Source organism: Legionella maceachernii (assembly GCF_900167045.1).
GTDB classification, from domain to species: domain Bacteria; phylum Pseudomonadota; class Gammaproteobacteria; order Legionellales; family Legionellaceae; genus Tatlockia; species Tatlockia maceachernii.
On record NZ_FUXJ01000009.1, the window covers coordinates 115,077 to 139,958 of the forward strand.

Sequence of the window (24,882 nt, forward strand, 5' to 3'; positions counted from 1 at the left end):
ATGCTAAATTATTAGCGCTTCATTTTTTTCTAAGTAGCGTTAATGCGGCTAAATGCCCAGTTTGTTCTTTAGGACAGAAATCCATAGCCACTGCAAATCCGATGTGCTCATCCTCAGGCATAGCTAGTTTGCCATTTAAAATCGGGGTGATTTGTTTAATTATTGCTTGCATGGCGACATCATCAATTGAGGTAAAATGCAGTTTTCTACTCGATATCATTTCTTTTAACGTGATATGTAAAGCATATTTTAACAGGTATAAAGCGTGTTCTTGTGTTTCGTCGAGCGTATTCAGCAAAATGGGATCAAGGTCACAATAGAGATGCGTCAGTTCGTAATCATAAGGTGAAAAATCCTGATGAAGAAGGTCCCCTTGCTCTTGATGCGTGGATTGACACCTGAAGAAAAAAAGAACGCAATTATCGCTATCAAGCTCAGTGACTTTGAAGCATCCTTGAAAAACAAAAGGTGTACTCCAAACAGCGACGAGTACAATGGTTTCGATGTTTAAGGCTAGCCCATTTTTCATAATGCTTATTGTAAGCCTTATTCGAGGGATATGAAATGGCTCGCAAACTTGCACGAGCCAAGTAAGTTGACGCTACTGTTGAGCTTGAGCGACTACGACAAACTCAGCTTCGTCAATATCCCCTTGATGATGGGTAGTACTAGAAGCCGGCATCGATGGAGGTTCAGGCTGCTTTGACCAAAAATAACTTACTAACCCTCGAGTATAATCCACGACTCCTTGTCTTGGGCTCTCTGATTTAGGAGGTTTTGCTTCATCGGAGTTTGCGTCCCCATTCTTTTCTGGGTCCGCAGTTGTTACAGCAGCCGCGTGCGAACTTTTCTGCTCTTGAGAACTATTGATTTCCTCTTTAGCGGGTTTTGCACTTGCTTTCGATGAAACAGAGGTTGTATCAACCGATCCCTGAGTGAAATAGTGATAGGCAGGACGAAGGAGCCAATCGCCAAACTCATACGGTTTCTTGGGGGCAGGCGCTGTGGAATTCGCTGCTTTTAGCTGCTCTCGCATATAGCTTATAAGGCCCTCGAGGACTTCAATTTGATTTGCTGATAATTTACTTCTATCCCCAATAGCAGCAGTGGCCAGCATTAAATAGCGGGGACCTCGCTGGAATGGTTGAATAAGCAAAGAAGGAAGATCCAGATAACGTGGGTGGTTGAGACGTGTGTAAGTGTTAATATTGGCAAAAGGGAGCGGATTGGTTTTCTCCTCTTTGACATAAGCGCTATAAAGTTCGCAGCACTTTGGATAAATTTTAAAAAACGCTTTCAATAATTGAAATCGCTGTACCCTAAGGGCATGGAGATCCGTTTTAGGGAGGAGGATGCTTTGTTCAATGTTTCCAAGGAGCTTATCTGAAATGACCTTCAATGGTGGGACAAGGCTCTTAAACTCCTCTAAAATCGGAATGTCTTTAACTAATTCGTTTTGCGCAAAGAGGGAATCTAGAAAAGTTAAAGTCTCATTAAAAGTGCGTTCGGTTTGAATCATTTCGCGAATGACGTCGTGTTCCGCTAAATTCCCTTTTTTGCTCTCAGCAGCATCCTTATCGATTTCTGGAGATGAACGATCCGTCTCTTTTGTAGCAACGACAGTTTCAATCATTTCATTACCGACTTCTGCGGATGAGTGAGCCACTTCTTCTGCAGTGATGGTTGATGTTTTGTCTTGTTCTAGCGTTTCTTTGATTTCCTGGTTGGATTGCATTGAAAATACTCCTACAAATAGCGAGAAATTTGCTCATTCTACTTAAAAAAAATTAAGGTAATATTAAGTGGGGTCATTAAAAGGAACAGCGCTTTCTCTTGGATGTACAAGAGAAAGCGCCTCAAACAAGGATTAACCCTGGACAGGTGAGACTACTGGATTCAATTCCTTCTGACATTCTGCCAGATACCTTTCTCCTCGAGTGTAATGATTAAAAAATAAAGGTGACGGTTTGTTGTTAGCTGCACAATAAAGTAAATAAGCGGCACCAGGAATGATTCCTGTAATGATAATTCCCAACACCGCAAAGCAAGTTTTAGTGTAACGAATCCATGCTTCATCCCGGTGTACATCTAATTTATTTTTTTCTTGAAGTGCTTGACTAAAATTATCCACTCGCTGACTTGGAAGAGGGTAATTTTTAGTGTCGTTCAATTTATTTTTTAAGCCTAATACAAAATTAAATTTGTCAACAATAAGATCATACTCTTTTTTTGCAGAAGGAGAGGAAAAATCGCTTTCTGATAGATTAGGAAGAGGGGTATTTAAGTCCTCTGGTAAATCAGATTTATATTTTTGAGCTTTCCTTAATAAATGATCCAGATACTTGTTGGTTGGTGGAAGCAGTTTGTAGGAAATTAAACCGGCTTTATTTATCTCTTTTTCTGACAGCAATGCATTGATCGTCTCGTTTACGTTGCGACATGCACTTTCGATCCTTTCTATTTCACCGGTGTTTTTCTCAATTTGCTGCTTGAGTGCCTCAATCTGTTGCTGTTGGAGGGCTATTTCGGAGTTTTTATCCTCGAGCGTGGATGACGCGCTTAAAAGTTGCAACTTTAGTTCTGTAATCGATTGTCGGGCTTGCAGAGCGTTCCGGCTATCCCCGTGAAGTGTTTTTTCAAGCTCAGCAGTTTTTCGCAGTTGCTGCTCTAATTGTTGTTGTAAATCTTCAATTTCGGGCGAAGGCGTACCCAGCTTAATGGCTTCTTGTTTAATCAAATTAAAGAATTTTTGGCTTATGTAATCCGGTTGTTGACGCAAATTAAATTTCCTTTCTTTCACTAATGCGTCAAGTAACGCTCCGCCTGCTTGGATTAACCCAAGGGCGCGGAAATTAAGCTCTTGTGGTTCAATGTCAATTTTTTTATCAGAAACTAGATTCTGTAATGAAGGAAAATCGTTGTATAAGTTATTAGCAAGCTTATAGAGACGTTCAAGATTGATCAGGTAGTCTTTGACGGAAGTTTGATGCGCGTCAAAGCAAGATTGTAAGAATTCGCGTTGTTTGTTCGCAATAAACCCTTTTATGGTTGAAATTTCATTCTCTGGTAGTTCCCCTAAGGAATCAATAGCGCTATTTATCCCATTTTGAATACTATCTATACTGTCAGGTTTAATTTCTGCTAAAAAAGCTTGGATTTCGCGCACTTTATTAGGAACATTTTCACCCTTTGTAAGATTCTCAACAAAAATTTGGAAAACAGCATTGAAATGCTCAGGGGAGGCTAGCCGATGCTTTATTTGGATCCATAAAGCATCTGCCTGTTCAATAATGGATCGGTAATGCATTTCAATGGTTTGCTTAGTCCCTTGCTGGATCATGTCATCGCATTGATCAATAATTTTCTGGTATTCAGCCGGAAAATCCTGCTTTGCTGCGGCTTCTTTCTTTTTCGCTTTTAAAAGGATAAATGGCTGTTCGATGACGTCTCTTAATTGTTTGTATTCCTCTGCGCTAAGATTATTGCGCAGGTATTTTTGACTGATTGCGTCAACTAAAATCGATAGACCACTAAAGAAAATTTTACACCCTTGTTCATTTTGCAGTAGGCGTAATATTTTTAACGTTTCCGGTTTCGTGTCGCTCTGGGCGGCGAATCGCTCTAATTCTTCATCATTATCACTTAATGCAATGACTTCGGTTGATTCCAACATTTTGTCGATGGTTTCAGCAAGTCCGTCTGTAATTTTACCGACCATTTCATGCAAGGGGGCTTTTGCGAATTCATCAAACTGGATGTAATCACGTAAACACAGGAGTGCATGCTCTTCGTTGATAAAATCTTCATGGAGGGTAGGAGCAACCGTTTCCATGGATTGATGGTAATGAACCTGATAATGCACATACCGCTTCCCGCCTGTTGCGTATTGGGTTCTCAGCCAAGCGTAGCCTTTTCCACTATCAGCAAAATGGCGATATGCCTTGTCATTCTCCAGTATTTTTGTGTAGAGAGCGAGCAGTTGCTTGCTACGATCGGCTTCATTAGCATTCAAGAACTCATTTAATACCTGATCGAGTCCCTTATACCCCTTATACTCTTTATGTTCAAGGTCGAGTTGATGCGGTTCGCTTTGTCTAAATCGACCGTTAGAATAGCGATCAAAAAAATCAAACATTTTACACAAAAGTAGATCTTGAACCGTGGTTGTATCTCGTGCATGCAGAGTATCTGGCACTTTTTCGCTTTGTTGATTATAGCGATTACCACTGCCTGTGCCATGGTGTCCGGGGATCAGCTTCGCTTTCATTCCTTTGGGTACAATAGGGGTAAAGCAACAAGTTCTTTCATCGCGATAAAGTAGTAATTCATAATCGCTGCACTCAGGCTCTTCATAAAAGCGCGGGCTGTGCCAACGAAGCATTTTTAGGCCAAATTTACTGCCCCCAGGAACTGGATCAATTAAAAAAGGGTATTTATCTAATTTATCGAGCCTTGCGCGTAAGGCTTGACGGGACTCATAAGTGTCATTGTCTGCAGGGCTAAACAATTTCTTCATTGCTTCAGCAATGTAGGTGTTATCGTCGGTAGCAGGGGCGGCACAAAGAATGTCATAGAGTGATTTATGAGGTTCTTCTCGTAATGCTTTTTTGATACGTTTTAATTCACTCATCAGCATAACGCCTTCGACCGCACCGCGGCTATGTGCTGGAATGAATAATCTCTCTTTACCAGAAGCGGCTGCGCGTAATGCTAAAGAAACGGCAAGGGCAATTCGCTCTCCCACTTCAGAACCTAAAGTGGTGGGCCCATTCACCACATCTACCGATGGAGAGCTGTAGGATAAAGGATTATCTTTTTCACCGATTTCTACTTGCTCTTGCTCGCCTAATAAAGTAACGGCAGCTTGCGCCGCATAAGAAAGCGTTTCGCCACGTTTATAAGATCTACGATCGGCTCTAGTCTTTGGATTTTTCTCGAGAAGGGCGGTCGGACGCTGAGTAAAAACGGTATCTGTTCCCAGCAAAAATAAGAAATGGTTTTTTTCTTCAACAGGGGCTGCCTGTAAGAGCGAAAAAATATTTGTTAGATGGGTTGATTTTGGCATTTGCACTCCCGAGACAAAAAAGCATGATCATCCCTGAGGCATTATTGTCTTTGTGATAGCTTTAAAAATTGGTTTAAAATTCTAAATTTGATTGATTATAGAACAATTGTTGAACCAGAATCAATAGACCACAGCAAAAATACTGTCGATTATTTGGGGATTCATTCGCATCATTTAAGAGACAGGTTTACTTCCAGTGTAAACAATTCGCCATATTGAATTCGAGCCGTCATCGCTGACCAGCAAAGAACCATCAGGAGCAACGGTGACCCCAACAGGACGACCCCATACTCGAGCCTTATCAATGACAAATCCAGTCATAAAGTCTTCGTATTCACCGGTTGCTTTTCCTGTTTGGTGTAAAGGGATGCGAATGAGTTCATACCCTGTGCGCACTGAGCGATTCCAGGATCCATGCTGTGCCGCAAAAATATCGCCGAAATATTGAGCAGGGAATTGTTTACCGGTATAAAACGTCAGTTGCAGTGACGCATTGTGAGGCTGCAGAAGCACGTCTGGTTCAATGAGCTTTGCTTTAAGCTCGGGGTGTTTTCCCGTATGGCGAGGATCTTGATGGCCGCCAACGTACCACCAAGGCCAACCATAAAAACCACCTTCTTGCACATGTGTGATGTAATCAGGGACTAAATTATCACCCAATCCATCACGCTCGTTTACCGAACACCATAATTCACCGGTCAGGGGATTAATAGCTAATCCTCCTCCAGCATTGCGAATGCCGTCAGCATAAATGCGCATTTGAGAACCATCGGGCTTCATCACTAAAATGGCAGCCCGGTTTTTTTCTTCAGGGTGAGTATCAGGATCGTCTGCATTAGAGGCAGAGCCTACTGACACAAACAGTTTTTTGCCGTCGGGGCTAAATTGAATATCGCGTGTCCAATGCCAACCCAAATCGCTGGGAAGAGAGGTTATTTTTTGCGGTGTGCCTCTGGCTTGCAAGTCACCGTTTTGATAAGGATAGCGCACAATGACATCCTTATTAGCAATATAAATCCATTGGGGTTGGGGACCTGTTGGATAAAAAGCAATCCCATAAGGGCGATTTAAACCGCTCGCGAAAATTTGGGTTTGTTCAGGTTTACCGTCGGAAGTGATGCCACAAAATACTTTGATTTTTCCACTGTTGCTTTCGGCAAGAAAAATATCGCCATTGGGGGCAGTACGCAACAATCGAGGATTATCAAGTCCGGTTGCGTAAAGCTGTACTTGAAACCCTGGCGGAACTTGTGGCCAAGCATTTGTCGGTCGTTTGACAATTTTGGCCCCATTGTCAAATGAGGTTGATGGGGCAGGCTGCGGTAAATCTTGTGGACGAAGGTGATGAAACTGCCCTGGTTTTTGCAAATGATAATCAGTAAAGATAAGTTCGGCACCAGCTTGAGCATTGGCTAGGGACGCATTCGCAGACATCCCTGTCCCTAGAAACAAAAAAGCTAAAATCCATTTCTCGATCGTCATTAATGAACACTTTATGCTAATTGAATCATGCAATCCGGGCCTTAACAGTTACCATTAAGCCGTTTCTTTCGCAGCTCTTTTTAAGGATTTTTGATATTGTTTCCATTCTTTGTCTTTAGCGAAAACAAAGTAGGCCGCTTCTTCTATGAAATAACCCACATCATCAATCTTTGCCCAAGCGCAATATTGTTCGATTTGTTTTAGAATATCCACGCTGATTTCAGCTTTAATTTTTTCTTTTTTTGTAGAACGATTACCATTAATAATGGCCATAATTTGTTTCTCCAGTTATATTTTGCGAAAAAATACTAGCAGACTCTGCGAAAGAATAAAATCAAAATCCGCACGTGTGCAACAAGTCAAGGGATGGTCTACTATTTACAAAGGATGTTTTAGCAACGCGCCCTAAGTAAAATGCCATTTGAGCCGGAAGAAATATGCCTATTAACCTGACTAAGCATTCAAAAATATGGATTCACCCTAAAGGGCTTCTTCCCGAAAAAATCATTAATCGTTTGATCTTTCAAAGGGAGGTAAGGCCCAAAGACTGTCTAACTTTTTTTGTCAATCAAGCTTGTGTCGAAGAAGCGGATGCTAAAATTGCCTTATTACAAGAATATGGCATTAAGATAAAAATCATCGAGGACTGCTTAGAGGAAAAAGTTGACGACGAGTTTCTAATCAGTTTTGCAAAAAAGGTCATGCATAGGGTATTAGAGACCCAAAAAGTGCGAGATACAGTGTATGCAACCGATGTCTTAAGACTCATGAAAGTGGTTCAGCGAGAAGGGTTGTATTCTGACAATGACGTTTTGTTTTTAAATTTTAACGAGACTTCTCATCTATTGAAAAAATACCTGTTTGGCTGTCATACGCATGGAATGCCTGACATTCATATTTTTGGTATTGATTTAAATTATTGTGACGATTTTTATCGAGAGCTAATCGCTAAAATAAAAGAGATGTGTGGAGACCCACCCTATCCCGATGAAGACGTGTGTGCTATTCCTGGACTGGCTTTTATTCCGGATAGTATTAATTTAATTGCTTATGGTCATTTAGCCTTTCCAGCAACAAGTGAGAACATTATTTCGGGTAAAGATAATTCTCATGATGATGGTGAGCAGCTGCTGCATGCGACTGGTGAAGATCGTCTTTTGGAGGAGGCTAAGTCGGCGTTAAAAGAAGGCCATGTAAAAAAAATACCGTTAAGTCATCTCATCGAAGATGCAGGAAATGATGATTTTCCTAGAATGAGTTAAATTTTATCTTCACTTTAGAATTGAGACCGAAATAAACTTCTGGGCTCCTGAGTCGGTAATGCTCGCTTCTTTTGTCAACGCACTGCGGATAAGAATAAAGATTTATACCTGCTGGCTAACGCGCAGCAGGTACGGTTAACTTAATTCGTTTTCTCTTGTAAAAAAAGCAGAAGTGCTTTTTGTACATGCAATCGATTTTCGCTCTGAGCAAAAATGGCTGAAGCGGGCGCATCGGGTAATGTTTGCGACACCTCTTTTCCGCGCTCCATCGGCATGCAATGCATAAATATGGCTTCTGGCCGTGCTTGAGCCATAAGGGCTTCATTCACTTGAAAACCCATGAAACTCTCTTCTGCTCGCTGATGCTCAAATCCCATGCTTGTCCATACGTCGGTATAAACGGCATGCGCCTGATGAACAGCTGCTTGGGGTGTTTCATGACGTTTAATCCGCTGCTTGTGGCGTTGTGATGAGTGAGCAACGATTTTAGCATCAGGCTGATGATTAGACGGGGAACAATAATTGATTGTGACTCCTAATGAAGGGGCAAGTTCTAAAAAGGTGTGCAAAATGTTATTCCCATCGCCAATGTAGGCCAAGTTGAGTCCTTCTAAATGACCAAAATACTCTAAAAGAGTAAGAAGATCAGCAAGAATCTGGCAAGGATGATACAAGGCTGATAATCCATTAATAATGGGTACCGTGGCATAAGTCGCCATTTCTTGCAAAACGTCATCATCATGCGTTCTTATCATGACAAAGTCACAGTAACCATTTAAAACACGGATTAAATCGCGAGGTTCCTCGGTTTTTCTGGTGTTGCTCACACTCTCAATCGCGCTACCCCCTAAGCTTTGTATGGCACGTGTAAAACTTAAGCGCGTGCGAAAAGAGGGTTTTTCAAAAATCATTGCAAGGCTTTTACCTGCAAGCTTTTGACTAAAATGCTCCGGGTTTTGTTTAAGTTGTTTTGCCAGCTTAAGAATTGCCATCATTTCTTCATTGTCTAACTCTGAGCCAGTTAAAACATGCCTTGTTTGTTGAGGATGATTTACTCGCTTATAGAGTGTTTGCAAGGGTTTAATCAATGACGAAGGTTTTTTACAATGCATTAAGCTGCGTAAGAGCATGACTGCTGCTTCTCGAGTGGTGACATACGGAATATTATGCTGCAAAGCATAAGCTAAATTAGAGCGTGAGCCGTCAATGGCGATAACAAAATCGGGCGTTTTTGTGCCATCGAGTTCTTCAAAAACAGCCAGACCGGTTTGCTTTAGTGCAGTAAGTAATTCGTCATCTGCAGTAAGGCCTGACACCAACACGCTATTCGATGCACTGATACTAAAATCATGGCCCGCTGCAATTTGTGCTTTCAGATAAGCCTCATAGGGTGTGGTACCTATTCCCATTACTTCCCCTGTCCCTTTCATTTCTGGACTTAAAATGGGCGATGAGGTGTGAAATTTGCGGAAAGGGAGGACCGCTTCTTTCACGCAATAGTAGGGCAAATGAATCGGAGTTAAACATCGTTGTTCTTTGAGAGAATGGCCAAGTAGGCAATTCACGGCGATCTCGACTAAAGGAAGACCGGTTGCTTTGCAAATAAAAGGGGTTGTTCTGGATGCGCGTGGATTGACCTCGATTAAAAACACCTTGGAATCTTTCACTGCATACTGAACATTCATAAGCCCTTTCAGTTGAAGGGCACGTGCCAATTCTTTCGTTTGTTGATGAATCACATTAATGATTGCTTGGGGAAGGCGATAAGGTGGCGTGATGCAAGCGGAATCCCCTGAATGCACTCCGGCTGCTTCAATATGCTCAAGTACGGTAGGAATGAACACGTCTTCGCCATCTGAAACGGCATCCACATCCACTTCAATCGCGCCTGCAAGAAATTCTTCAAGTAAAACAGCATGGGCCGTTGTTTTAAAAAGATCACTGAGTTTTTCTTGTAAATGAGCTTTATTGGTTACTACCTCCATGCCCCGTCCTCCAAGAACAAAAGAGGGGCGGATAATTAGGGGAAATTGCAGATCGTGCACGCTAGCCCCAAGTTCATCGAGGTTGTGGATTGCCCTATTTTTAGGTTGCTCTAAACCGAGCCTGTGGACGAGAGCGCTAAATTGATCGCGATCTTCCGTGACAGTAACCATGTCATTGGTTAAGCCGAGTAAAGGTACTCCGGTTTGATGAAGTGCCTCAAGCAAATTTAATGGTGTTTGGCCACCAAACTGGAGTGCCACTGCCGTGGGTTGTTCTTTCTCAATTAAATCCAGCACTTTTTCAAAGGTAAGTGGAATAAAATAGAGCTTATCGGCAACGTCATAATCAGTCGACACCGTTTCAGGGTTGCAGTTTACCATGATGGTTTCATACCCTGCTCTAGCGAAAGCTTGAATCGCTTTTACACACACATAATCAAACTCAATGCCCTGACCGATGCGATTAGGACCGCTACCAATAATCATGATTTTTTCTTTAGTGCTGATTTTCGATTCGCAATAGTCTTGGTAAGTGCTGTATAAATAAGCTGTTTCGGTTTTAAATTCGCCTGCACAGCTATCCACGCATTTATAGACTGGATGTATTGCCAATTCTTGACGACGTTGACGCACCGCTTGTTCAGTGCTCTGAGTAAGGTAGGCTATTCGCTGATCTGAAAATCCCTGTTTTTTCAACTTCAATAAGGTGGGTTGATCAAGATCATGAAGCGTTTTGCCTGCTAAATTTTGTTCTGCGCAAACCAGCCCTTTGATCTGTTGTAAAAACCAAGGATCGATAAAAGACGCCGCATGGACCTCTTCCACGCTGAAGCCCCGACGGAAGCTTTCCGCAAGACACCAAAGGTGCTTAGGGGTATGTCGTTGTAATTCTAATTTTAATGCCTCATCGCTTAGTTCTGTTAATGAGTCAAAACCCGTCGCATTGATTTCCAGACTAAGGATTGCATTTTGTAAGCTCTCGGTAAAAGTGGAACCCATTGCCATCACTTCACCGACCGATCGCATTTGCGGGCCTCGTGATAATTCTTGTGCATTAAATTTCTCGTCATGGAAACGGGGAATTTTAACGACGATATAATCAATACTGGGCTCAAAGGATGCAGGCAACAAGTCAGAGGTAATCTCATTTCGTAGTTCATCCAAGGTATAACCCACAGCAAGTTTGGCTGCAATTTTTGCAATGGGAAAGCCTGTTGCTTTTGAAACCAGGGCAGAGGAGCGTGAAACTCGAGGGTTCATTTCAATGACGACCATTCTGCCATTGTGTGGATTGACAGCGAATTGGACATTACTTCCACCCGTATCGACACCGACTGCGCGTAAAACGGCAAAGGCGGCATCCCGCATGGCTTGATATTCATCATCAGTCAATGTTTGAATGGGGGCGACGGTGATGGAATCACCCGTATGAATGCCTAAAGGGTCAATATTTTCAACACCACAAACCACAATGCAATTATCTTTTTTATCGCGAACGACTTCCAACTCAAACTCTTTCCAACCAATCAATGCTTCATCGATGGAAATCGTTTGGTCATTAGGTTGAGCGAACACTTGCTTAAAAATTGCCATGGCTTCTTCTTTCGTATGGACTAAAGCAGCGCCTGCACCACCTAAAGTAAACGAAGAACGCACAATGAGTGGTAATCCCATTTTTTCCATAATCGCAATGGCGGTTTCCAGCGTATTGGCAGTAGAACTTTGTGGTACATCCAGGCCGATTTCATGCATCTTTTGATGAAAGAGCGTCCTGTCTTCAGCAAGAGTAATAGCGTCAATGGAGGCACCGATGAGTTCAACGTTGTACTTGGCTAAAATGCCTTTTTTATGAAGTTCAAGGGCACAATTGAGGGAGGTTTGTCCGCCTAGTGTCGCAATGAGGGCATTGGGACGTTCTTCTTCGATTACTGCAGTGAGGTAATCAATAGTGATAGGCTCAATGTATGTCACATCCGCTAATTCCGAATCGGTCATGATGGTAGCAGGATTAGAATTAACCAAGATGACCCGATAACCTTCTTCACGCAGCGCTTTTAAAGCTTGAGTGCCTGAGTAATCGAATTCGCAGGCTTGGCCAATGTTAATTGGTCCTGAACCGATAACCAGAATGCTTTTAATGTGAGTGTTTTTGGGCATGTTGCACCTCATGGATGAACTGTTGAAATAAAAGGTTTAGTTCGTTAGGGCCTGGGTTTGCTTCCGGATGACCTTGGAATGAAAAGGCAGGGGCTTGGCGATGACGGATCCCAGCAATCGTGCCATCAAATAAAGAGGTATGGGTAATCTCTAAATGGCTGGGCAAAGAAGCATCATCCACCACAAAGCCATGATTTTGTGAGCTGATGAAGACAGCGCCCGTTTGACAACACTGGATGGGATGATTGGCTCCGTGGTGACCAAATTTCATTTTTTTGGTTTTTGCACCCGCAGCAAGGGCTAAAATTTGATGCCCCAGACAAATACCAAACACCGGAATCTGTTGTTGTAAAAGTTGTGCGGTGAGTTGGATCACCGAGTCACAGCTTTCTGGATCGCCCGGGCCATTTGAAAGCAGCACACCATGAGGTGAAAGCGCTTTCAGTTCGGCTAAAGCAATCGACTGGGGCACCACCGAAATTTTAACGGGGTACTGCGCCAAGGACTTTAAAATACCTTGTTTTACACCACAGTCAACCACAACAACGTGCGCTTTACTGCCTTGCGGATCATGATAAAGGTAAGGTGCTTTTGTGGAGACTAAGGCTGCCAGGTTAGCACCTTGCATGCTCGGACAGCATTGTGCGAGAGAGAGCGCTTTTTCAGCGGTTATTGTAGTCGTTGTAACTAAACAAGCATTTTGGCTGCCTTTTTCACGCAAGTGCAAGGTAAGTGCCCGGGTATCGATACCCCTTAAGGCAACCACGTTATGTTTAAGCAGAAAATTATTCAAACTATCTTGAGCACGCCAATTACTAAAATGCTCGGAAAAATCCCTAAACACTGCACCGGCTGCGTGTATTTTGTTTGATTCATTGTCATCTTGGTTGACTCCGACATTACCAATATGAGGCACAGTAAAATTAATAATTTGGCCGTGATACGACGGGTCAGTGAGAATTTCTTGATAGCCCGTATGCGAAGTATTAAAAACCATTTCGCCTACGGCATAGGAGGAAGCGCCAATGGCTTCCCCTTGGAAAAGGGTGCCATCAGCTAAAATCAGAAAAGCCATCGCCTACCTCCATTATCTCAGCAAGTGAGCAATTTTTTTCGAGTGCTTGGCTAACCCACTGTCCCACTTGATGGTGGGCATCCCTAAAGGGCATACCTTGAAGCACCAAGGATTCCAAAACGGCTGTCGCATCCAAATAGCCTTCTTTGGCTTTTTTTGCCATCCATTCGGTATTGAAATGCAATCTCTTTAAGAAGGGCGATATGATTTCAAGGCACGCAGTCAACGTATTAACGGTATCGAATAGTCCTTCTTTGTCTTCTTGCATGTCTTTGTTATAAGCAAGAGGAAGTGCTTTCATGATGGTTAATATACCGACTAAGTTTCCGAATACTCGCCCTGATTTGCCGCGAATAAGCTCCAAAATATCGGGATTTTTCTTATTCGGCATCAGCGAGGAGCCGGTTGCAAAGGCATCATCCAAAGTGATAAAAGCAAATTCTTGTGTAGCCCACACAATTAAATCCTCGGCCAAACGAGAAAGGTGCATCATGATGATTGAAGCAACTGAGCAAAACTCAATGATAAAATCACGATCACTGACTGCATCAAGGGTGTTTTCAATGATGCCATTAAATCCTAACGCCTGGGCGACCCAAACCCTGTCTAAAGGTAAACTTGAACCTGCTAACGCCCCTGCACCCAACGGTGAAAAATTCATTCGGGCTTGCCAATCGTGAAGCCGACTTAAATCCCGTTGAAACATAGAAAGATAGGCTGCAAAAAATTGCCCTAAGCCTATGGGTTGAGCTTGCTGTAAATGGGTGTAACCTGGCATCCAATCATTCTCATGTTTGATCATTAGATCGGTAAAGACTTGGCAGAGCTCCTGCAATAAAACAGCTATTTTTTCTGCGGCTTCGCGTGTATAAAGTCTTAGATCGAGCGCGACTTGATCATTGCGGCTGCGGCCGGTATGAAGTTTTTTGCCTGTGTCTCCGATTTTTTTAACAAGCAAATGCTCGATGAACATGTGAATATCTTCGCAAGTTTCATCAAGCGGGTGCTGCCCTTGCTCAATTTCATGGGCAATTTCGGTTAAAGCCGTAAGAATGGCTTGCGCTTCTTCCTCTTTAATTAATCCTTGACGAGCAAGCATCTGCGCATGCGCTTTGCTGCCGGTAATATCATGCGAATAGAGAACATGATCGAAAAGAAGAGACGCATTAAATTTCACCACTCGTGGGTCGAGCGGTTTTTTAAACCGCCCTCCCCAGGTTTTATGACTCATGCTCGCCTCCTTTATGTACCATGCCGTACACTTTGGCTGACAAAGAAAATAAATTAATAAAACCTTCTGCATCTTTTTGGTTATAGACATTGTCTTCTTCAAAGGTTGCCAAAGCGGGATTGTGTAAGCTAAAAGGTGATTGCATGCCACAAGGAATCATGTTGCCCTTAAACAGTTTGAGCTTGACGGTGCCGGTAAGGTGTTTTTGGGTGACATCAATCAAAGCATCTAGCGCCTCTTTGGCTTGGGAAAACCATCGTCCTTCGTAGACTAAGTTTGCATAAGTCTGTTGCAAGGATTGTTTTAGATGAAGTGTTGCCCGATCTAAGCAAAGGCTTTCCAACATTTGATGTGCTTTATAAAGTACGGCAGCGGCAGGTGCCTCATAAACCCCTCTAATTTTCATGCCCACTAACCGATTTTCAACAATATCCGCGACGCCAATTCCATGGGCACCTGCTTTTTTATTCAGTTCAGCCAATAGTTCAATGGGGCTCATTTCTATACTATTTAAAGCGACCGGTACCCCGTGTTTGAAATCAATGCTGACTAATTCAGGCTGATTAGGGGTATCTTCAATCGCATTAGTCATCAATAACAGATCGGTAGGTTTTTCTTGACTCGGATCTTCTAAAACACCGCCTTCATGAGAGATGTACCAACTATTATGATCTCTTGAATAAGGTGATTTTGGCGTCACAGGCACCTCAATGCCATGAGTCTTTGCATAGTCAATCGCTTGCTGTCGAGATTTAATTTCCCAAGATCGCCAAGGAGCAATGATCTTAAGTTGTGGAGCAAGCGCTTTAACGGTGTATTCAAAGCGCACTTGATCATTTCCTTTACCGGTGGCGCCATGGGCGACTGCTTCTGCGTTTTCTTGCAAAGCAATGTGAACGAGTTTTTGAGCAATCAAGGGCCTGGAAATAGTACCGAGAATGTACTGATTCTCATAAAGAGCGCCGGCTTTGACAAGGCGCCAAAGGTAATCGCTCACGAATTCTTCTTGCACATTAACCACGTAGGCTTTTTCAGCACCACTTTTGATTGCCTTTTCTCTAATGGCCTCTAGATCTTCATTTTGGCCAAGATCACAAAGCACCGCAATGATTTCTGCTTGCTGATGGTTTTCTTTAAGCCAAGGGATCATTACTGAGGTATCTAGTCCACCTGAATACGCCAAAGCAATTCTTTTTATCGATTCTGTCATGGTTACTCCTGATAATATTTTTTTAATTCATGAACGGGGGAGGTGAGTTCGTTCGGTTTCACATCAGCGACTAATTGTCCGCCTTTAAGCACAATGATGCGATCGGCCATTTTGCTTAAGAAGTCCAAATCATGTGAAGCGATAACCATTGTCACTCCCATGGCTTTAATGGCATTTAATAAGCTGATTACATCTTCAATAGTGGCTAAATCCAAACCTGACGTGGGCTCATCGCAAAGCAGCAAATGAGGTTGCATCATCAGGCTTCGGGCCAAAGCCACTCGCTGTTTTTGGCCACCAGAAAGTTGATGAGGGTAGGCGTTTGCTTTTTCGGCAATACCCAAGGTGGCTAGAAGTGCTTTTGCCGATTCCTCATGGTTGATTGTCTTATTCTGCAATTTAGGCGCATATACTAAGTTGTTTAGAACGTTCATGTGAGGGAAAAGTTGAAAATCCTGAAACATAAAGCCCATTTTCCCGTCACAATGAATTTCTCCTGAGTCCAACGATTCCAACCCTTGAATACATCGAAGTAAAGTGGATTTCCCCCCTCCGGAAGGGCCTGCAAGTCCCACTACTGTTTTTGCTTCAATGGTCAAATTGACTTGTTTGAGCACTTGAATAGAAGCAAAATTTTTACTGGCTTCATGAATATGTAGCATGTTTGCCTCCTTGTTCGATTTTTTTACCCAATTGTTCGATGAAGAGGACTAGGCCATAGTAGTAACAACCGGCAATACAGAGGGGTAAAAAATAGGTAAATTGTTCGGCAGCAACGGATTGAGCTTTTCGCATTAAATCCATCCCTCCAATGGTTGAAATGAGGGCTGTTTCTTTAAGCAGGGCAATCATTTCATTCACTAAAGCGGGCAAAATGGCTTTGATCACTTGCGGTAAAATAATGTCTTTCCACAAGTAAAAATTGGGAATATGCAAGGTCTTCGCCGCTTCAAATTGACCTTTGGGTAAATGTTCTATTCCCGATCGCAGGATTTCAGCAATGTAAGCAGAACTGTTAAGACCAAAAGTAAGAATACCGGCCATTAAAATATTGGCTTTTAGACCAATCAGTGCGGGCAGCGCGAAATACACAAAGCTCAGTTGTAAAATGAGAGGGGTTCCTCTCATGACTGAAACAAATCGATTGATCAATGGCTTAATAATGCCGTTATATCGCAGTATCGCGAGCACTGTCCCTAGCAGCATGCCAATGAGCATACCGCCTATCATCAGTTCTAAAGTGAGGATTATCCCTTGACCAATAAAAAGGAGATTTTGGCTTAGCTCTTCCATTGTATACTCTCCAACCAAGTTTTCTGTAATTTAGCAATTTCACCATTCTCTTTTAGGGTGTTTAAAATGCGATTGATTCTGGCGGTCAGTAAGGAGTGTTTGGGTAACGCAATGCCATAGCCATCTTCCGCTTTAGCGATAATGGCATAAGAAAGGGTGGGATTTTTCTGGCTGAAAATAGCCCCTTGCGCACCATCCAATAACACCACGTCCACATGCCCGGCTTTTAAGGCCTCTATGGCTTGATTGTTGTTATCCATTGGGACAATTTGTTCTTCTTGAGCATGTTTTTTTAACCATATCTCCATCGTGCTTCCGAGTTGCGCTGCTATTTTTTTCCCTGCTAATTGAGAAGGATCATGAATTGGGGAGTCCTTTTTAAAAACAGCTGCCATTCCTTCAAAATAATAAGGGGATGTGAAATCGAAATTTTTCTGCCGATCATAGGTGATGGTTATGGTCGAGATGGCTGCATCTGCTTGTCCGGAAGTGAGGGCAGGTAGAATGCTGGAAAATTGCATGTTGTCAAAAACGGCTTCTTTCCCTAATTCTTTGGCGATTAATTTTGCTAATTCAATATCAAATCCTTTGATCACGCCGTGTTCTTCGTATTCAAAAGGTGGATATTCAGCAGCGGTGGCAAAGTGAATAACATTCGATTTTTTTTGTCCATTACCCCCATTACATCCAGAAATAAAAAGGAAGGATGCAAGTAGTACAAAAAGAATAATTTTTTTCATGATGAGTATAAATCCAGTTTTTATCCATTTTTTGACTATATTGCTTTTGGGTTGTTCTGTCAACAAAAAATGAATATAATTACATAAAAATGATTATGAATTCACTTTGGAGAGCAGCCATGTCTTACGACAATGTGCTAGATGGACATATTCTCAGCATTGTTCAAACCAAGGAAATCCTTGAGCAAGTCGATTTACAAAAGCAATTAAAGGAACGTGGTTATGATATTCCGCAGGCAACATTATCCCGTCGCTTAAAAAAATTGAAAATTGCTAAGGTTGCAGGTATTTATCGAGTGGTTGATTTAACCATGCCGAGTTTACCCCTGGTGCTTAATTTACAAATTTCTGATTCGGGAATTATTGTGCTGCATACTCATCCAGGCAGTGCCAGCAGTCTTGGCTCATTCATCGACAGGAAATACGTGTCATTTTCACCCCAGTCCGCTAATAACTCGGGTATTTTGGGAACAATAGCAGGAGATGATACGGTGATTCTCATCATTCGATCGAAAGCAGAAAGTAAGAATGTATTGCGTGTCTTGCAGGAGGAATTTCCTTATCTCAAAATTGAATCATAGTTCCCGTTTTCTTCTTATTCCTACAACTTAGGACAAGCCGCGAGACCTAGAGGAAAGGGCGTTTAGTGATTACAAGCTTGGCCTCTAGGAAGATTAACTTCCCTTTTCGGTGTCATCGATTTATTCTTAGTTCCCCAGGGTCTCTTTGCTCTATTTTAGCATCATCGTTGGAATAAATACCCTGGGTTATTTCCACTTCTTGGAGTGTGAAAACTCTTTTTTTCTCTTTATGTTTCATAAAATAGAGGTAATGGGAGTTGCTTATACTCTCAATCTCTTCCCCGGCCTTTTCTAAGTTATAAACCACATAGAACTTCGTTTTTGGTGTAATATCTTCCGGATCGGATTCATAATATCTTATATTATGAGACCTAATCTCCTGTTTCGTCATTTGGTTGGGTGCTTTAAACAAAGTAACCCCCCTTTTTTCACGATAAAAATGAGGTTTAAACTCTTCTAGCTTTTCCTCATAGGGATAATTAGTCCACGGGTAATAATCCACGAAAATTGGGGTCTTCGGTGAGTGGAGTCGCCAATAAATGCCGATAGTGGGGGTTGCACCGCTGATGTAAGTTACTTTTTCAATAAAAAATTTCATACCAATGAGTAAACAGATGGAATTTCCCAATGATACAGGAAAATACAGTTTAGCTCAAATTATGAACAAAATGGTTGTTCTATAATGCTCTGAACTTTGCGAGTAAACGAATGAATTTTTAGCTTGAGGTTCTCATCCTGGGTACTTTTTGTGTTCTCAAAAAGACAATGGAGATAGGCGAGCAGCAAGCGCTCGTTGAACATGACTTTATTTTTTTGTTTATCAGCAAAGTGAGTATAAAGTATAAATTGCTGATAGGCTTCAGAGCTTATTTCATCAGCTAACACGTGTTGATAAAAATGCTTAACCCAATCTGTTCTTTGGGCATTTTTTAAGTATTGACGTACTCTCCGTAAAGCTTGTGTGACGTGTTGTTGCCAACTGTCTATCAATAAGCAAGCTTCGTTAAATTCACGCTGTGAAATTTCTTCCACCGCACAAGCTAACCAACAGCAGAGTAATAGTAAATTAACATTAGCCCCTTCTTGATTTTGAAACGATAGGCAGTCTTCTTTTACTCCTTCATGTTGGTAAATCTTCAATGAAAATTGCCAAAAAGGATTGTCTAACTCATCAATTAACGTATTAGCCATTCTTTAACTCAATCACTGTTACGTGCAGTGGTTCTTTGTCTAGATTTTCGTCTTGATGAAGTTCTTTCCCTTGAGCCACACTTAAATAAAGAGGAATTTGTTTTTTAAGATGAATAATCTCTTCTTTACCGGATTGATAGATGACTTTTAGGCGGCCTGTTTCTTCTGGAATAACTACTCTGGAATAATGATGGACATGAAAACCAAGCTTTTGGTTGGGACAAAGTGTTGTTTTCCAGACTCTCGTGGAAGGGTTTTCAATAAAAAGTTCACGTTTAGTCATGCACTCTTGAGCGAAGGCAAGTTGACTGAGAAGGCTTAGCGCTGCAATAATGAATTTGACCATGTTTCAATATCCTTTTGTTAACTCAATGAAATGGTTCGCCGTTATCAGTAGCACACCATAACATGGTTCTAAGTGGATGAAAATGAATTTTACTTTGCACTTTAGGCACACACATCCAGTTTTTGAACATAACAACTTGTCTTTTTGTCTGCTTACCGCGCTTTACGTGCGGTATCCATCAATCCTATTGGGATCATACTCTATGATTACGCATAAAGTGCAAAACGCAGCCTTTTAGGTTTATAGAGTAGGATTAGATGCGTTTACTCTGGCTTTGCACTACTTCCCTGCCAACCACAAGCGATCGAAGATCGTGAGGAGCGAATAAGTACGCATCATTCGTGGAGATTAGATTGCACATATAGAGGAGGAGGGATAGTGATGTTCAGTTTCTTCTTTCATGGAAGGTACATGTTCTATTTCAAGGTCTTTGTTGTGAAAATCGTCATACATTTGCAGTGCCACTTGTAAAAGGCTATTAGCCAGCATCCAATCGGGTGTATCGCTCACATAGGCTGCGGAATTATTCGCTAATAAGCCTAAACAAGCAGTATGATCAGCGTCCAGAGCAGTGTGATCTGTTGTAACAGGAGCACCAAAGTCCCCCTTGCGTAAGTTTTTAGGGGTTGCAGGAGGAAGTTTGGCCAAAGTAGCCAATGCGGATTCTAAATGAGCAGAATTTAAATGGACGAGAAGACTATATGCCTGCCTATTCATTGAACAATGAGGGTGTTCAAACAATTTGCGAATGAGACGGACTAAGGGCTCAGATTCATTTTGGTGAGGAAGATCGACGAGTCTATTGTGAATCTTGCGCTTTAACGTTTCTTGCTTCATGAGAAAATCATTCCAATCCTCCAATAGGGCGGATAAATCGCGTAAGTTCCTTTCTTTTAATTGTATAAAAGGAGTGGATTCTTCAAAAGGTGAAAAAAAACAGCAAAATAAATTGAAGATGAAATTCGAGTGACTTAATTTGCTGTACTGGGAAAACAAGGCATGTAACTCACGCACTGTGCTTATATAAGGGAGTTTGTTGCTTAAATCGGCGGCAAGCTGCTTTTGCTTTGAGGAAATAAACTTAGAGGTTTTTAAGAGGTGCAGGTAATTCTCAATAATTGAATTTTTCATTGGGTCCCCCCCTCCTATTTAAAATTTTACTCTCTCAAACCCACTCCTTTTTTTAATAAGGTCATATTGAGCACTGTTAATATAATTAACATTATGCAAATAATAAACATAGAGGTCAACATATCAACTTCATTTAATCCAATCATGGCATGACGCAGCGCATTAACCATATAAAGGATTGGATTTAAATGAGAAATTTTCTGCCAGAAGACGGGAAGCATGTTGGTGGTGTAGAATACGCCTCCTAAATAAGTGAGTGGCGTAAGGATAAAAGTGGGAATGATCATGACATCATCAAAATTACGCGCGACTAAGGCATTAGTAAATCCAGCTAAAGAAAATACAGCCGAAACGAGTAAAACCACTAAAAGAGTCATTGGCAGATGATTAAGCTCAATGTCTGTAAAAAGATAGGAAACTAAAAAAACCAATAGGGCGACGATTAAACCCCGTAACACCCCGCCAAAAACATAACCGAGTAAGAGTAAGCCATCATGCATGGGACTCACCAGCATTTCCTCAACACTTTTTTGGAAGCGTGCGCTAAACAGCGAAGTGGATACATTTGCATAGGCATTTGAGATGACTGACATCATAATCAACCCCGGTGCAATAAATTCGGAGTAGCTTACACCATCCATGTAGCCGATGCGTTTACCAATTAAGCTGCCAAAAATTAAAAAATAAAGGGCTGTCGTGATCACAGGCGGTAAAAATACTTGGCTAAAGATGCGAAACATCCTTACCAGTTCTCGTCTTACTATGGTGTAAAACGCTATCGTTTGTTGCTTAGTGGCCATGAGTAATAAGATCCAAAAAAAGTTCCTCTAAACGATTTGTTTTATTGCGCATGCTATGTATGGTGATACCTTGTTCACTTAACTTGGCAAAAACGTCATTTAGGGAATATTGATTATCGATGCGTAATTCAAACGTATTGCTATCGATTATTTGGGGAATAAAGCTATTGATGTTGGGCAAATGAGTAAATGGTTGGGCTGTGGTAAAGACTAAAGTTTGATGCCTTAATGTTTGTAAGAGCGCTTTCATCGAGGTATTTGCTACAAATTCTCCTTTATCAATAATGGCAATATTTTTACAAAGCTGTTCGGCTTCCTCGAGATAATGCGTGGTTAAAATAATTGTTGTGCCTTCGGCATTAGTGCTGCTTAAAAAATCCCACATTGTCCGACGAATCTCGATATCTACTCCGGCAGTGGGCTCATCAAGAATCAATACCTTAGGGCGATGTATTAAGGCTCGCGCTATCATGAGGCGCCGTTTCATGCCACCGGACAAATGGCGGGCAATTTCGTGTCGCTTTTCCCATATGCCAAGCTGTTGCAGAAGCATTTTGGCACGAAGAGTGGCTTCTTTGCGTAAGATGCCGTAATACCCCGCTTGGTTTATCAAAATTTGCTCGCAGGTCTCAAAAATATTGAGGTTAAATTCTTGCGGTACTAAGCCTAAACACGCTTTAGCTAAGTCTGGTTTTTCATCCAAATCGTAACCATGTATTTTAATGGTGCCTGAAGTTTTGGTGAGGAGAGTCGTGATTAAACCAATCGTGGTTGATTTGCCTGCACCATTAGCCCCTAGTAAGGCAAAAAAATCACCGGTTTTAACCAGCAAGTCGATTCCTTTAAGTGCCTCAACGCCATTAGCATACGTTTTGCGTAATTGATGAATTTCCAAAGCGTACATAAGTGGGGATCATGGTGCGAAAAAAACTTCATTATACACGAAGCAGTGCTTAGAAAACCACCGACATCGATCGTGTTTTCAGCCAACCAGCAATGCTATAGCGTGTTTGCGTTGTTTCACAAACTTCATGAGGCAAGTCACTGCTAAAACAGATAAAGCGGTTACCCAATGGAAGCACACTGGTAATGAGTTGATTGTCTTTGCTGTAGAGATTCAATTGGCCTGCGTAATCTTCTTGCCAATTCTCGTTGAGGTAATAGACACAAGAGATGCGTCGTTCTTGCGTTGAGGTAAATTGATCGACGTGTTTTCGATAAAAAGAACCGGCTTGATAAATGGCAAAATGCGTTTCAAAATCGACCAAACCTAAAAATAAAGTTTGGTTCAAGGTCTTAGCAATCCACTGAATTTTGCTGAAATAGGTGCTAATTGCACTGTCTGTGGCGTCATCATTTAACCAGTAAATTTTATCCCTGCGAATATCAGCATTAGGCATTGCTTCGAGCCGATGACCAATTTTAGCACTTTTAAATTGGCCTTGGCTGTTCATAAGCTCAGCTTTAGTTCGCAGCAGTGCGTAGTGCTGTGGCTCCAGGAAATTATCAATAATATGGAACCCTTGATTGTAGATATTGTTCTCGAGTTGATCATTCATTGCTTTAACAGTACTTTAAAATCACGCCATTGGGGTAGAAACTGATCCATAAGGGCATAAAATCGCTTATTATGACTCGCTTCCAAGAGGTGTACCAATTCATGCACAATGACGTATTCTAGGCATTCTAAAGGTTTTTTAATAAGATTTAAATTAAGCCAGATGCGTTTTGCAAGCGTATTGCAAGAACCCCATCGGGTTTTCATTACTCGAATTCTCCAAGTATTAGCCTTCACGCCAATCCGTGTTTCCCATTTACTGATCAATGAGGGTAGATGCGCTTGCATTTGTTGTTTGTACCAACTTTCCAAGTGTTTTTGTATACCTGATGGAGAAGCATCGGATTGTGTATAGCAATGGATGTGTTCGTCTTGAACCAATACCTGCGGGTTTTTCATGCCTTCATGGACAATCAAAGTGTATTTTTTACCTAAAAATTCATGTTGTTCACCTGACTTAAAAGTCATGGGCAATTGGAGGGGGTGAGCACTCAATTTGGCTCGCTGAGTGAGAATCCAATGGCGTTTCGCTTCAATTTGATGGCGAATGAAATCCAGATGAAGTTTAAGCGGGGCAGTGACTTTTACCTTTCCATCAGGAGGATAAATCCGAAAATGGATGTTTTTGATGGGTTTTCTAAGGATTTCAATAGAGATACCATCGAGTTCAAAAAAATGTTTGGGCATAGAAATCCAACGCAGCCAATTTGAGCGCTATTGTATACCCATGAGTCTGTTAAATGCTATTTTTAGCCGCTAATACCGTTCAGCGGGTATGCAGGGGCTGTCAATGTATTCCCCATTGATTTTTAGTACCATGTTCACGCTTGCTCTGCGGTAACGAGACAGAGTATCGTATTGTGCTTGAGTGACATACCCGTAAGAATCCCCGCAGTACACTAAAGAATGAGCATGAGATGAGCGACTAGGCTTGAGCGGGATATCGCAGCCCCAGCGAAAGCGGGTTAAATCACAGTTTGCAAATACGGAAGCCATGGGAAGTAGTAGCAAGATTGCAATTATACTTATTTTTTTCATGTGCACTCCCTAGGTATTTTAGTGTTGTCACTAGTAGCCGGGGCAGGCTTACTATACTGCCATTAAACGTAGGTTGGGCCTGGGCTCAATTTGACTTTTAAACCCCAACTTTCGTTGGGCCTACGTTTATCGCTTAACTTAATGGCTGCGCGCTATGCCAGAATCCGGACTACCTGCTTTGCTATCGTTTTTTTGTGAAATTTCTTAATACTCTTTTAAGCATAGCAGTAGAAGAAAAAAGGGATGGAAAAAGCGATGTTATTTTTAGAAAAACTACACAACAGCAGTTTCATGAGTGAGCAAAGAAGTTTTATAGCATAAAGCGTCAGCACGTCCCATATACCCTCCCTGATCAGTCTTCCCCACAACTCGATGACAGGGAATAAACAAGGCAATAGGATTATTTTTACAGGCTTGGCCTATCGCTCGTGGGCTGGATTGCAACGCTTTGGCAAGTTCACCATAGGTGACTGTTCGTCCTACAGGAATCACTAACAACGCATTCCAGACGCGTTGTTGGTAGGGAGTGCCCTGAGGCTTTAGTGAAAGGTGAAATCGATGATGAGGATTTTGGAAATAATCATTGAGCTCTTGAGCAATAACGTGAGTGATGGGCAGCTCATTGCTGTTTCTCGATGGTGTTTCAGTAAAGATAGCGCGATGAATGTAATGCTCATCGTATGCAACTTCAAGCCAGCCAGCAGGAGTATTGAATGCGGTAACGATGAGCATGGTAA

Annotated in this window: 24 protein-coding genes and 1 pseudogene; 2 read left to right on the plus strand and 23 right to left on the minus strand. The window is 41.9% G+C overall.

Annotated features, from left to right (window positions below; translation table 11 throughout):
* Positions 1–19: 19 nt before the first annotated feature.
* The 5 genes from B5D33_RS09310 to B5D33_RS09330 all read right to left on the minus strand — a co-directional run bounded on the left by B5D33_RS09310 (position 20) and on the right by B5D33_RS09330 (position 6,820).
* Positions 20–529 carry a hypothetical protein gene (locus tag B5D33_RS09310; protein WP_058452100.1) on the minus strand — a complete coding sequence of 170 codons (510 nt, stop codon included), beginning with the start codon at positions 527–529 and terminating at the stop codon, positions 20–22.
* A 72-nt stretch (positions 530–601) separates the two neighbouring features.
* Positions 602–1,735: a RhoGEF domain-containing protein gene (locus B5D33_RS09315; protein ID WP_058452101.1), complete on the minus strand. Its 1,134-nt coding sequence runs from the start codon at positions 1,733–1,735 to the stop codon at positions 602–604.
* Between the two features lie 132 nt (positions 1,736–1,867).
* Complete coding sequence (locus tag B5D33_RS09320) at positions 1,868–5,065, minus strand: hypothetical protein (RefSeq protein ID WP_058452102.1); 3,198 nt, start codon at positions 5,063–5,065, stop codon at positions 1,868–1,870.
* 174 nt (positions 5,066–5,239) lie between these two features.
* Positions 5,240–6,547: a PQQ-dependent sugar dehydrogenase gene (locus tag B5D33_RS09325; protein WP_058452103.1), complete on the minus strand. Its 1,308-nt coding sequence runs from the start codon at positions 6,545–6,547 to the stop codon at positions 5,240–5,242.
* A 54-nt stretch (positions 6,548–6,601) separates the two neighbouring features.
* Positions 6,602–6,820 (minus strand): hypothetical protein, encoded by a 219-nt coding sequence (locus tag B5D33_RS09330; RefSeq protein WP_058452104.1) that lies wholly within the window; start codon positions 6,818–6,820, stop codon positions 6,602–6,604.
* Between the two features lie 164 nt (positions 6,821–6,984).
* Here B5D33_RS09330 and B5D33_RS09335 point away from each other — a divergent pair, with 164 nt between their 5' ends.
* Positions 6,985–7,809, plus strand: coding sequence for a hypothetical protein (locus B5D33_RS09335; RefSeq protein ID WP_058452105.1), 825 nt, complete (start codon positions 6,985–6,987; stop codon positions 7,807–7,809).
* Positions 7,810–7,949: 140 nt separating this feature from the next.
* Here the strand turns inward: B5D33_RS09335 and argF are convergent, their stop codons facing one another.
* The 8 genes and pseudogenes from argF to B5D33_RS09370 all read right to left on the minus strand — a co-directional run bounded on the left by argF (position 7,950) and on the right by B5D33_RS09370 (position 17,500).
* Positions 7,950–9,023: an ornithine carbamoyltransferase gene (gene argF / locus B5D33_RS17125; protein WP_412530978.1), complete on the minus strand. Its 1,074-nt coding sequence runs from the start codon at positions 9,021–9,023 to the stop codon at positions 7,950–7,952.
* 90 nt (positions 9,024–9,113) lie between these two features.
* Positions 9,114–11,963, minus strand: a pseudogene (gene carB / locus B5D33_RS09340) (carbamoyl-phosphate synthase large subunit); the annotation flags it as partial.
* The gene (gene carA / locus B5D33_RS09345; RefSeq protein ID WP_058452107.1) at positions 11,929–13,026 is read right to left on the minus strand and encodes a glutamine-hydrolyzing carbamoyl-phosphate synthase small subunit; all 1,098 of its coding nucleotides are present in this window, start codon (positions 13,024–13,026) and stop codon (positions 11,929–11,931) included. The pseudogene carB and the gene carA, both read right to left, overlap by 35 nt.
* Entirely contained in the window at positions 13,004–14,257 is a 1,254-nt protein-coding gene (gene argH, locus B5D33_RS09350) for an argininosuccinate lyase (protein ID WP_058452108.1), read from the minus strand. Before argH ends, carA begins: the two co-directional genes overlap by 23 nt.
* Complete coding sequence (locus tag B5D33_RS09355; RefSeq protein WP_058452109.1) at positions 14,247–15,467, minus strand: argininosuccinate synthase; 1,221 nt, start codon at positions 15,465–15,467, stop codon at positions 14,247–14,249. Before B5D33_RS09355 ends, argH begins: the two co-directional genes overlap by 11 nt.
* A gap of 2 nt (positions 15,468–15,469) precedes the next feature.
* Entirely contained in the window at positions 15,470–16,129 is a 660-nt protein-coding gene (locus B5D33_RS09360; RefSeq protein ID WP_058452110.1) for an amino acid ABC transporter ATP-binding protein, read from the minus strand.
* The gene (locus B5D33_RS09365) at positions 16,113–16,760 is read right to left on the minus strand and encodes an amino acid ABC transporter permease (RefSeq protein WP_058452111.1); all 648 of its coding nucleotides are present in this window, start codon (positions 16,758–16,760) and stop codon (positions 16,113–16,115) included. Before B5D33_RS09365 ends, B5D33_RS09360 begins: the two co-directional genes overlap by 17 nt.
* On the minus strand, positions 16,748–17,500 hold the full coding sequence (locus tag B5D33_RS09370) for a substrate-binding periplasmic protein (protein WP_058452112.1): 753 nt from the start codon (positions 17,498–17,500) through the stop codon (positions 16,748–16,750). The genes B5D33_RS09365 and B5D33_RS09370 overlap by 13 nt, the downstream gene beginning before the upstream one ends.
* 119 nt (positions 17,501–17,619) lie before the next feature.
* Between B5D33_RS09370 and B5D33_RS09375 the strand changes: the two genes are divergently transcribed.
* A complete protein-coding gene (locus B5D33_RS09375; RefSeq protein WP_058452113.1) occupies positions 17,620–18,081 on the plus strand; it encodes an arginine repressor in 462 nt (153 codons plus the stop codon).
* A gap of 112 nt (positions 18,082–18,193) precedes the next feature.
* Here B5D33_RS09375 and B5D33_RS09380 read toward each other — a convergent pair whose 3' ends face one another.
* The 10 genes from B5D33_RS09380 to B5D33_RS09425 form a co-directional block, all read right to left on the minus strand.
* Positions 18,194–18,679 carry a hypothetical protein gene (locus B5D33_RS09380; RefSeq protein ID WP_058452114.1) on the minus strand — a complete coding sequence of 162 codons (486 nt, stop codon included), beginning with the start codon at positions 18,677–18,679 and terminating at the stop codon, positions 18,194–18,196.
* Between the two features lie 59 nt (positions 18,680–18,738).
* Positions 18,739–19,272, minus strand: a complete 534-nt coding sequence (locus B5D33_RS09385; RefSeq protein WP_058452115.1) for a TIGR02444 family protein — start codon at positions 19,270–19,272, stop codon at positions 18,739–18,741.
* Positions 19,265–19,618, minus strand: a complete 354-nt coding sequence (locus B5D33_RS09390; protein ID WP_058452116.1) for a cupin domain-containing protein — start codon at positions 19,616–19,618, stop codon at positions 19,265–19,267. Before B5D33_RS09390 ends, B5D33_RS09385 begins: the two co-directional genes overlap by 8 nt.
* Before the next feature lie 348 nt (positions 19,619–19,966).
* Entirely contained in the window at positions 19,967–20,749 is a 783-nt protein-coding gene (locus B5D33_RS09395) for a hypothetical protein (RefSeq protein ID WP_058452117.1), read from the minus strand.
* Positions 20,750–20,775: 26 nt separating this feature from the next.
* Positions 20,776–21,549, minus strand: coding sequence for an ABC transporter permease (locus tag B5D33_RS09400; RefSeq protein ID WP_058452118.1), 774 nt, complete (start codon positions 21,547–21,549; stop codon positions 20,776–20,778).
* Complete coding sequence (locus tag B5D33_RS09405; RefSeq protein ID WP_058452119.1) at positions 21,539–22,453, minus strand: ABC transporter ATP-binding protein; 915 nt, start codon at positions 22,451–22,453, stop codon at positions 21,539–21,541. The genes B5D33_RS09400 and B5D33_RS09405 overlap by 11 nt, the downstream gene beginning before the upstream one ends.
* Before the next feature lie 49 nt (positions 22,454–22,502).
* Entirely contained in the window at positions 22,503–23,108 is a 606-nt protein-coding gene (locus B5D33_RS09410; RefSeq protein ID WP_058452120.1) for a 2OG-Fe(II) oxygenase, read from the minus strand.
* A complete protein-coding gene (locus B5D33_RS09415; protein ID WP_058452121.1) occupies positions 23,105–23,794 on the minus strand; it encodes a M48 family metallopeptidase in 690 nt (229 codons plus the stop codon). The genes B5D33_RS09410 and B5D33_RS09415 overlap by 4 nt, the downstream gene beginning before the upstream one ends.
* 69 nt (positions 23,795–23,863) lie before the next feature.
* On the minus strand, positions 23,864–24,145 hold the full coding sequence (locus tag B5D33_RS09420) for a hypothetical protein (RefSeq protein WP_078767400.1): 282 nt from the start codon (positions 24,143–24,145) through the stop codon (positions 23,864–23,866).
* Positions 24,146–24,418: 273 nt separating this feature from the next.
* Positions 24,419–24,877, minus strand: a complete 459-nt coding sequence (locus B5D33_RS09425) for a methylated-DNA--[protein]-cysteine S-methyltransferase (protein WP_058452122.1) — start codon at positions 24,875–24,877, stop codon at positions 24,419–24,421.
* Positions 24,878–24,882: the final 5 nt, after the last annotated feature.

What these genes read in the sequence shown, in the direction of transcription:
- B5D33_RS09310 (WP_058452100.1), bottom strand. Translation starts at nt 529, where the DNA reads ATGAAAAATGGGCTAGCCTTAAACATCGAAACCATTGTACTCGTCGCT.
- B5D33_RS09315 (WP_058452101.1), bottom strand. Translation starts at nt 1,735, where the DNA reads ATGCAATCCAACCAGGAAATCAAAGAAACGCTAGAACAAGACAAAACA.
- B5D33_RS09320 (WP_058452102.1), bottom strand. Translation starts at nt 5,065, where the DNA reads ATGCCAAAATCAACCCATCTAACAAATATTTTTTCGCTCTTACAGGCA.
- B5D33_RS09325 (WP_058452103.1), bottom strand. Translation starts at nt 6,547, where the DNA reads ATGACGATCGAGAAATGGATTTTAGCTTTTTTGTTTCTAGGGACAGGG.
- B5D33_RS09330 (WP_058452104.1), bottom strand. Translation starts at nt 6,820, where the DNA reads ATGGCCATTATTAATGGTAATCGTTCTACAAAAAAAGAAAAAATTAAA.
- B5D33_RS09335 (WP_058452105.1), top strand. Translation starts at nt 6,985, where the DNA reads ATGCCTATTAACCTGACTAAGCATTCAAAAATATGGATTCACCCTAAA.
- carA (WP_058452107.1), bottom strand. Translation starts at nt 13,026, where the DNA reads ATGGCTTTTCTGATTTTAGCTGATGGCACCCTTTTCCAAGGGGAAGCC.
- argH (WP_058452108.1), bottom strand. Translation starts at nt 14,257, where the DNA reads ATGAGTCATAAAACCTGGGGAGGGCGGTTTAAAAAACCGCTCGACCCA.
- B5D33_RS09355 (WP_058452109.1), bottom strand. Translation starts at nt 15,467, where the DNA reads ATGACAGAATCGATAAAAAGAATTGCTTTGGCGTATTCAGGTGGACTA.
- B5D33_RS09360 (WP_058452110.1), bottom strand. Translation starts at nt 16,129, where the DNA reads ATGCTACATATTCATGAAGCCAGTAAAAATTTTGCTTCTATTCAAGTG.
- B5D33_RS09365 (WP_058452111.1), bottom strand. Translation starts at nt 16,760, where the DNA reads ATGGAAGAGCTAAGCCAAAATCTCCTTTTTATTGGTCAAGGGATAATC.
- B5D33_RS09370 (WP_058452112.1), bottom strand. Translation starts at nt 17,500, where the DNA reads ATGAAAAAAATTATTCTTTTTGTACTACTTGCATCCTTCCTTTTTATT.
- B5D33_RS09375 (WP_058452113.1), top strand. Translation starts at nt 17,620, where the DNA reads ATGTCTTACGACAATGTGCTAGATGGACATATTCTCAGCATTGTTCAA.
- B5D33_RS09380 (WP_058452114.1), bottom strand. Translation starts at nt 18,679, where the DNA reads ATGAAATTTTTTATTGAAAAAGTAACTTACATCAGCGGTGCAACCCCC.
- B5D33_RS09385 (WP_058452115.1), bottom strand. Translation starts at nt 19,272, where the DNA reads ATGGCTAATACGTTAATTGATGAGTTAGACAATCCTTTTTGGCAATTT.
- B5D33_RS09390 (WP_058452116.1), bottom strand. Translation starts at nt 19,618, where the DNA reads ATGGTCAAATTCATTATTGCAGCGCTAAGCCTTCTCAGTCAACTTGCC.
- B5D33_RS09395 (WP_058452117.1), bottom strand. Translation starts at nt 20,749, where the DNA reads ATGAAAAATTCAATTATTGAGAATTACCTGCACCTCTTAAAAACCTCT.
- B5D33_RS09400 (WP_058452118.1), bottom strand. Translation starts at nt 21,549, where the DNA reads ATGGCCACTAAGCAACAAACGATAGCGTTTTACACCATAGTAAGACGA.
- B5D33_RS09405 (WP_058452119.1), bottom strand. Translation starts at nt 22,453, where the DNA reads ATGTACGCTTTGGAAATTCATCAATTACGCAAAACGTATGCTAATGGC.
- B5D33_RS09410 (WP_058452120.1), bottom strand. Translation starts at nt 23,108, where the DNA reads ATGAATGATCAACTCGAGAACAATATCTACAATCAAGGGTTCCATATT.
- B5D33_RS09415 (WP_058452121.1), bottom strand. Translation starts at nt 23,794, where the DNA reads ATGCCCAAACATTTTTTTGAACTCGATGGTATCTCTATTGAAATCCTT.
- B5D33_RS09420 (WP_078767400.1), bottom strand. Translation starts at nt 24,145, where the DNA reads ATGAAAAAAATAAGTATAATTGCAATCTTGCTACTACTTCCCATGGCT.
- B5D33_RS09425 (WP_058452122.1), bottom strand. Translation starts at nt 24,877, where the DNA reads ATGCTCATCGTTACCGCATTCAATACTCCTGCTGGCTGGCTTGAAGTT.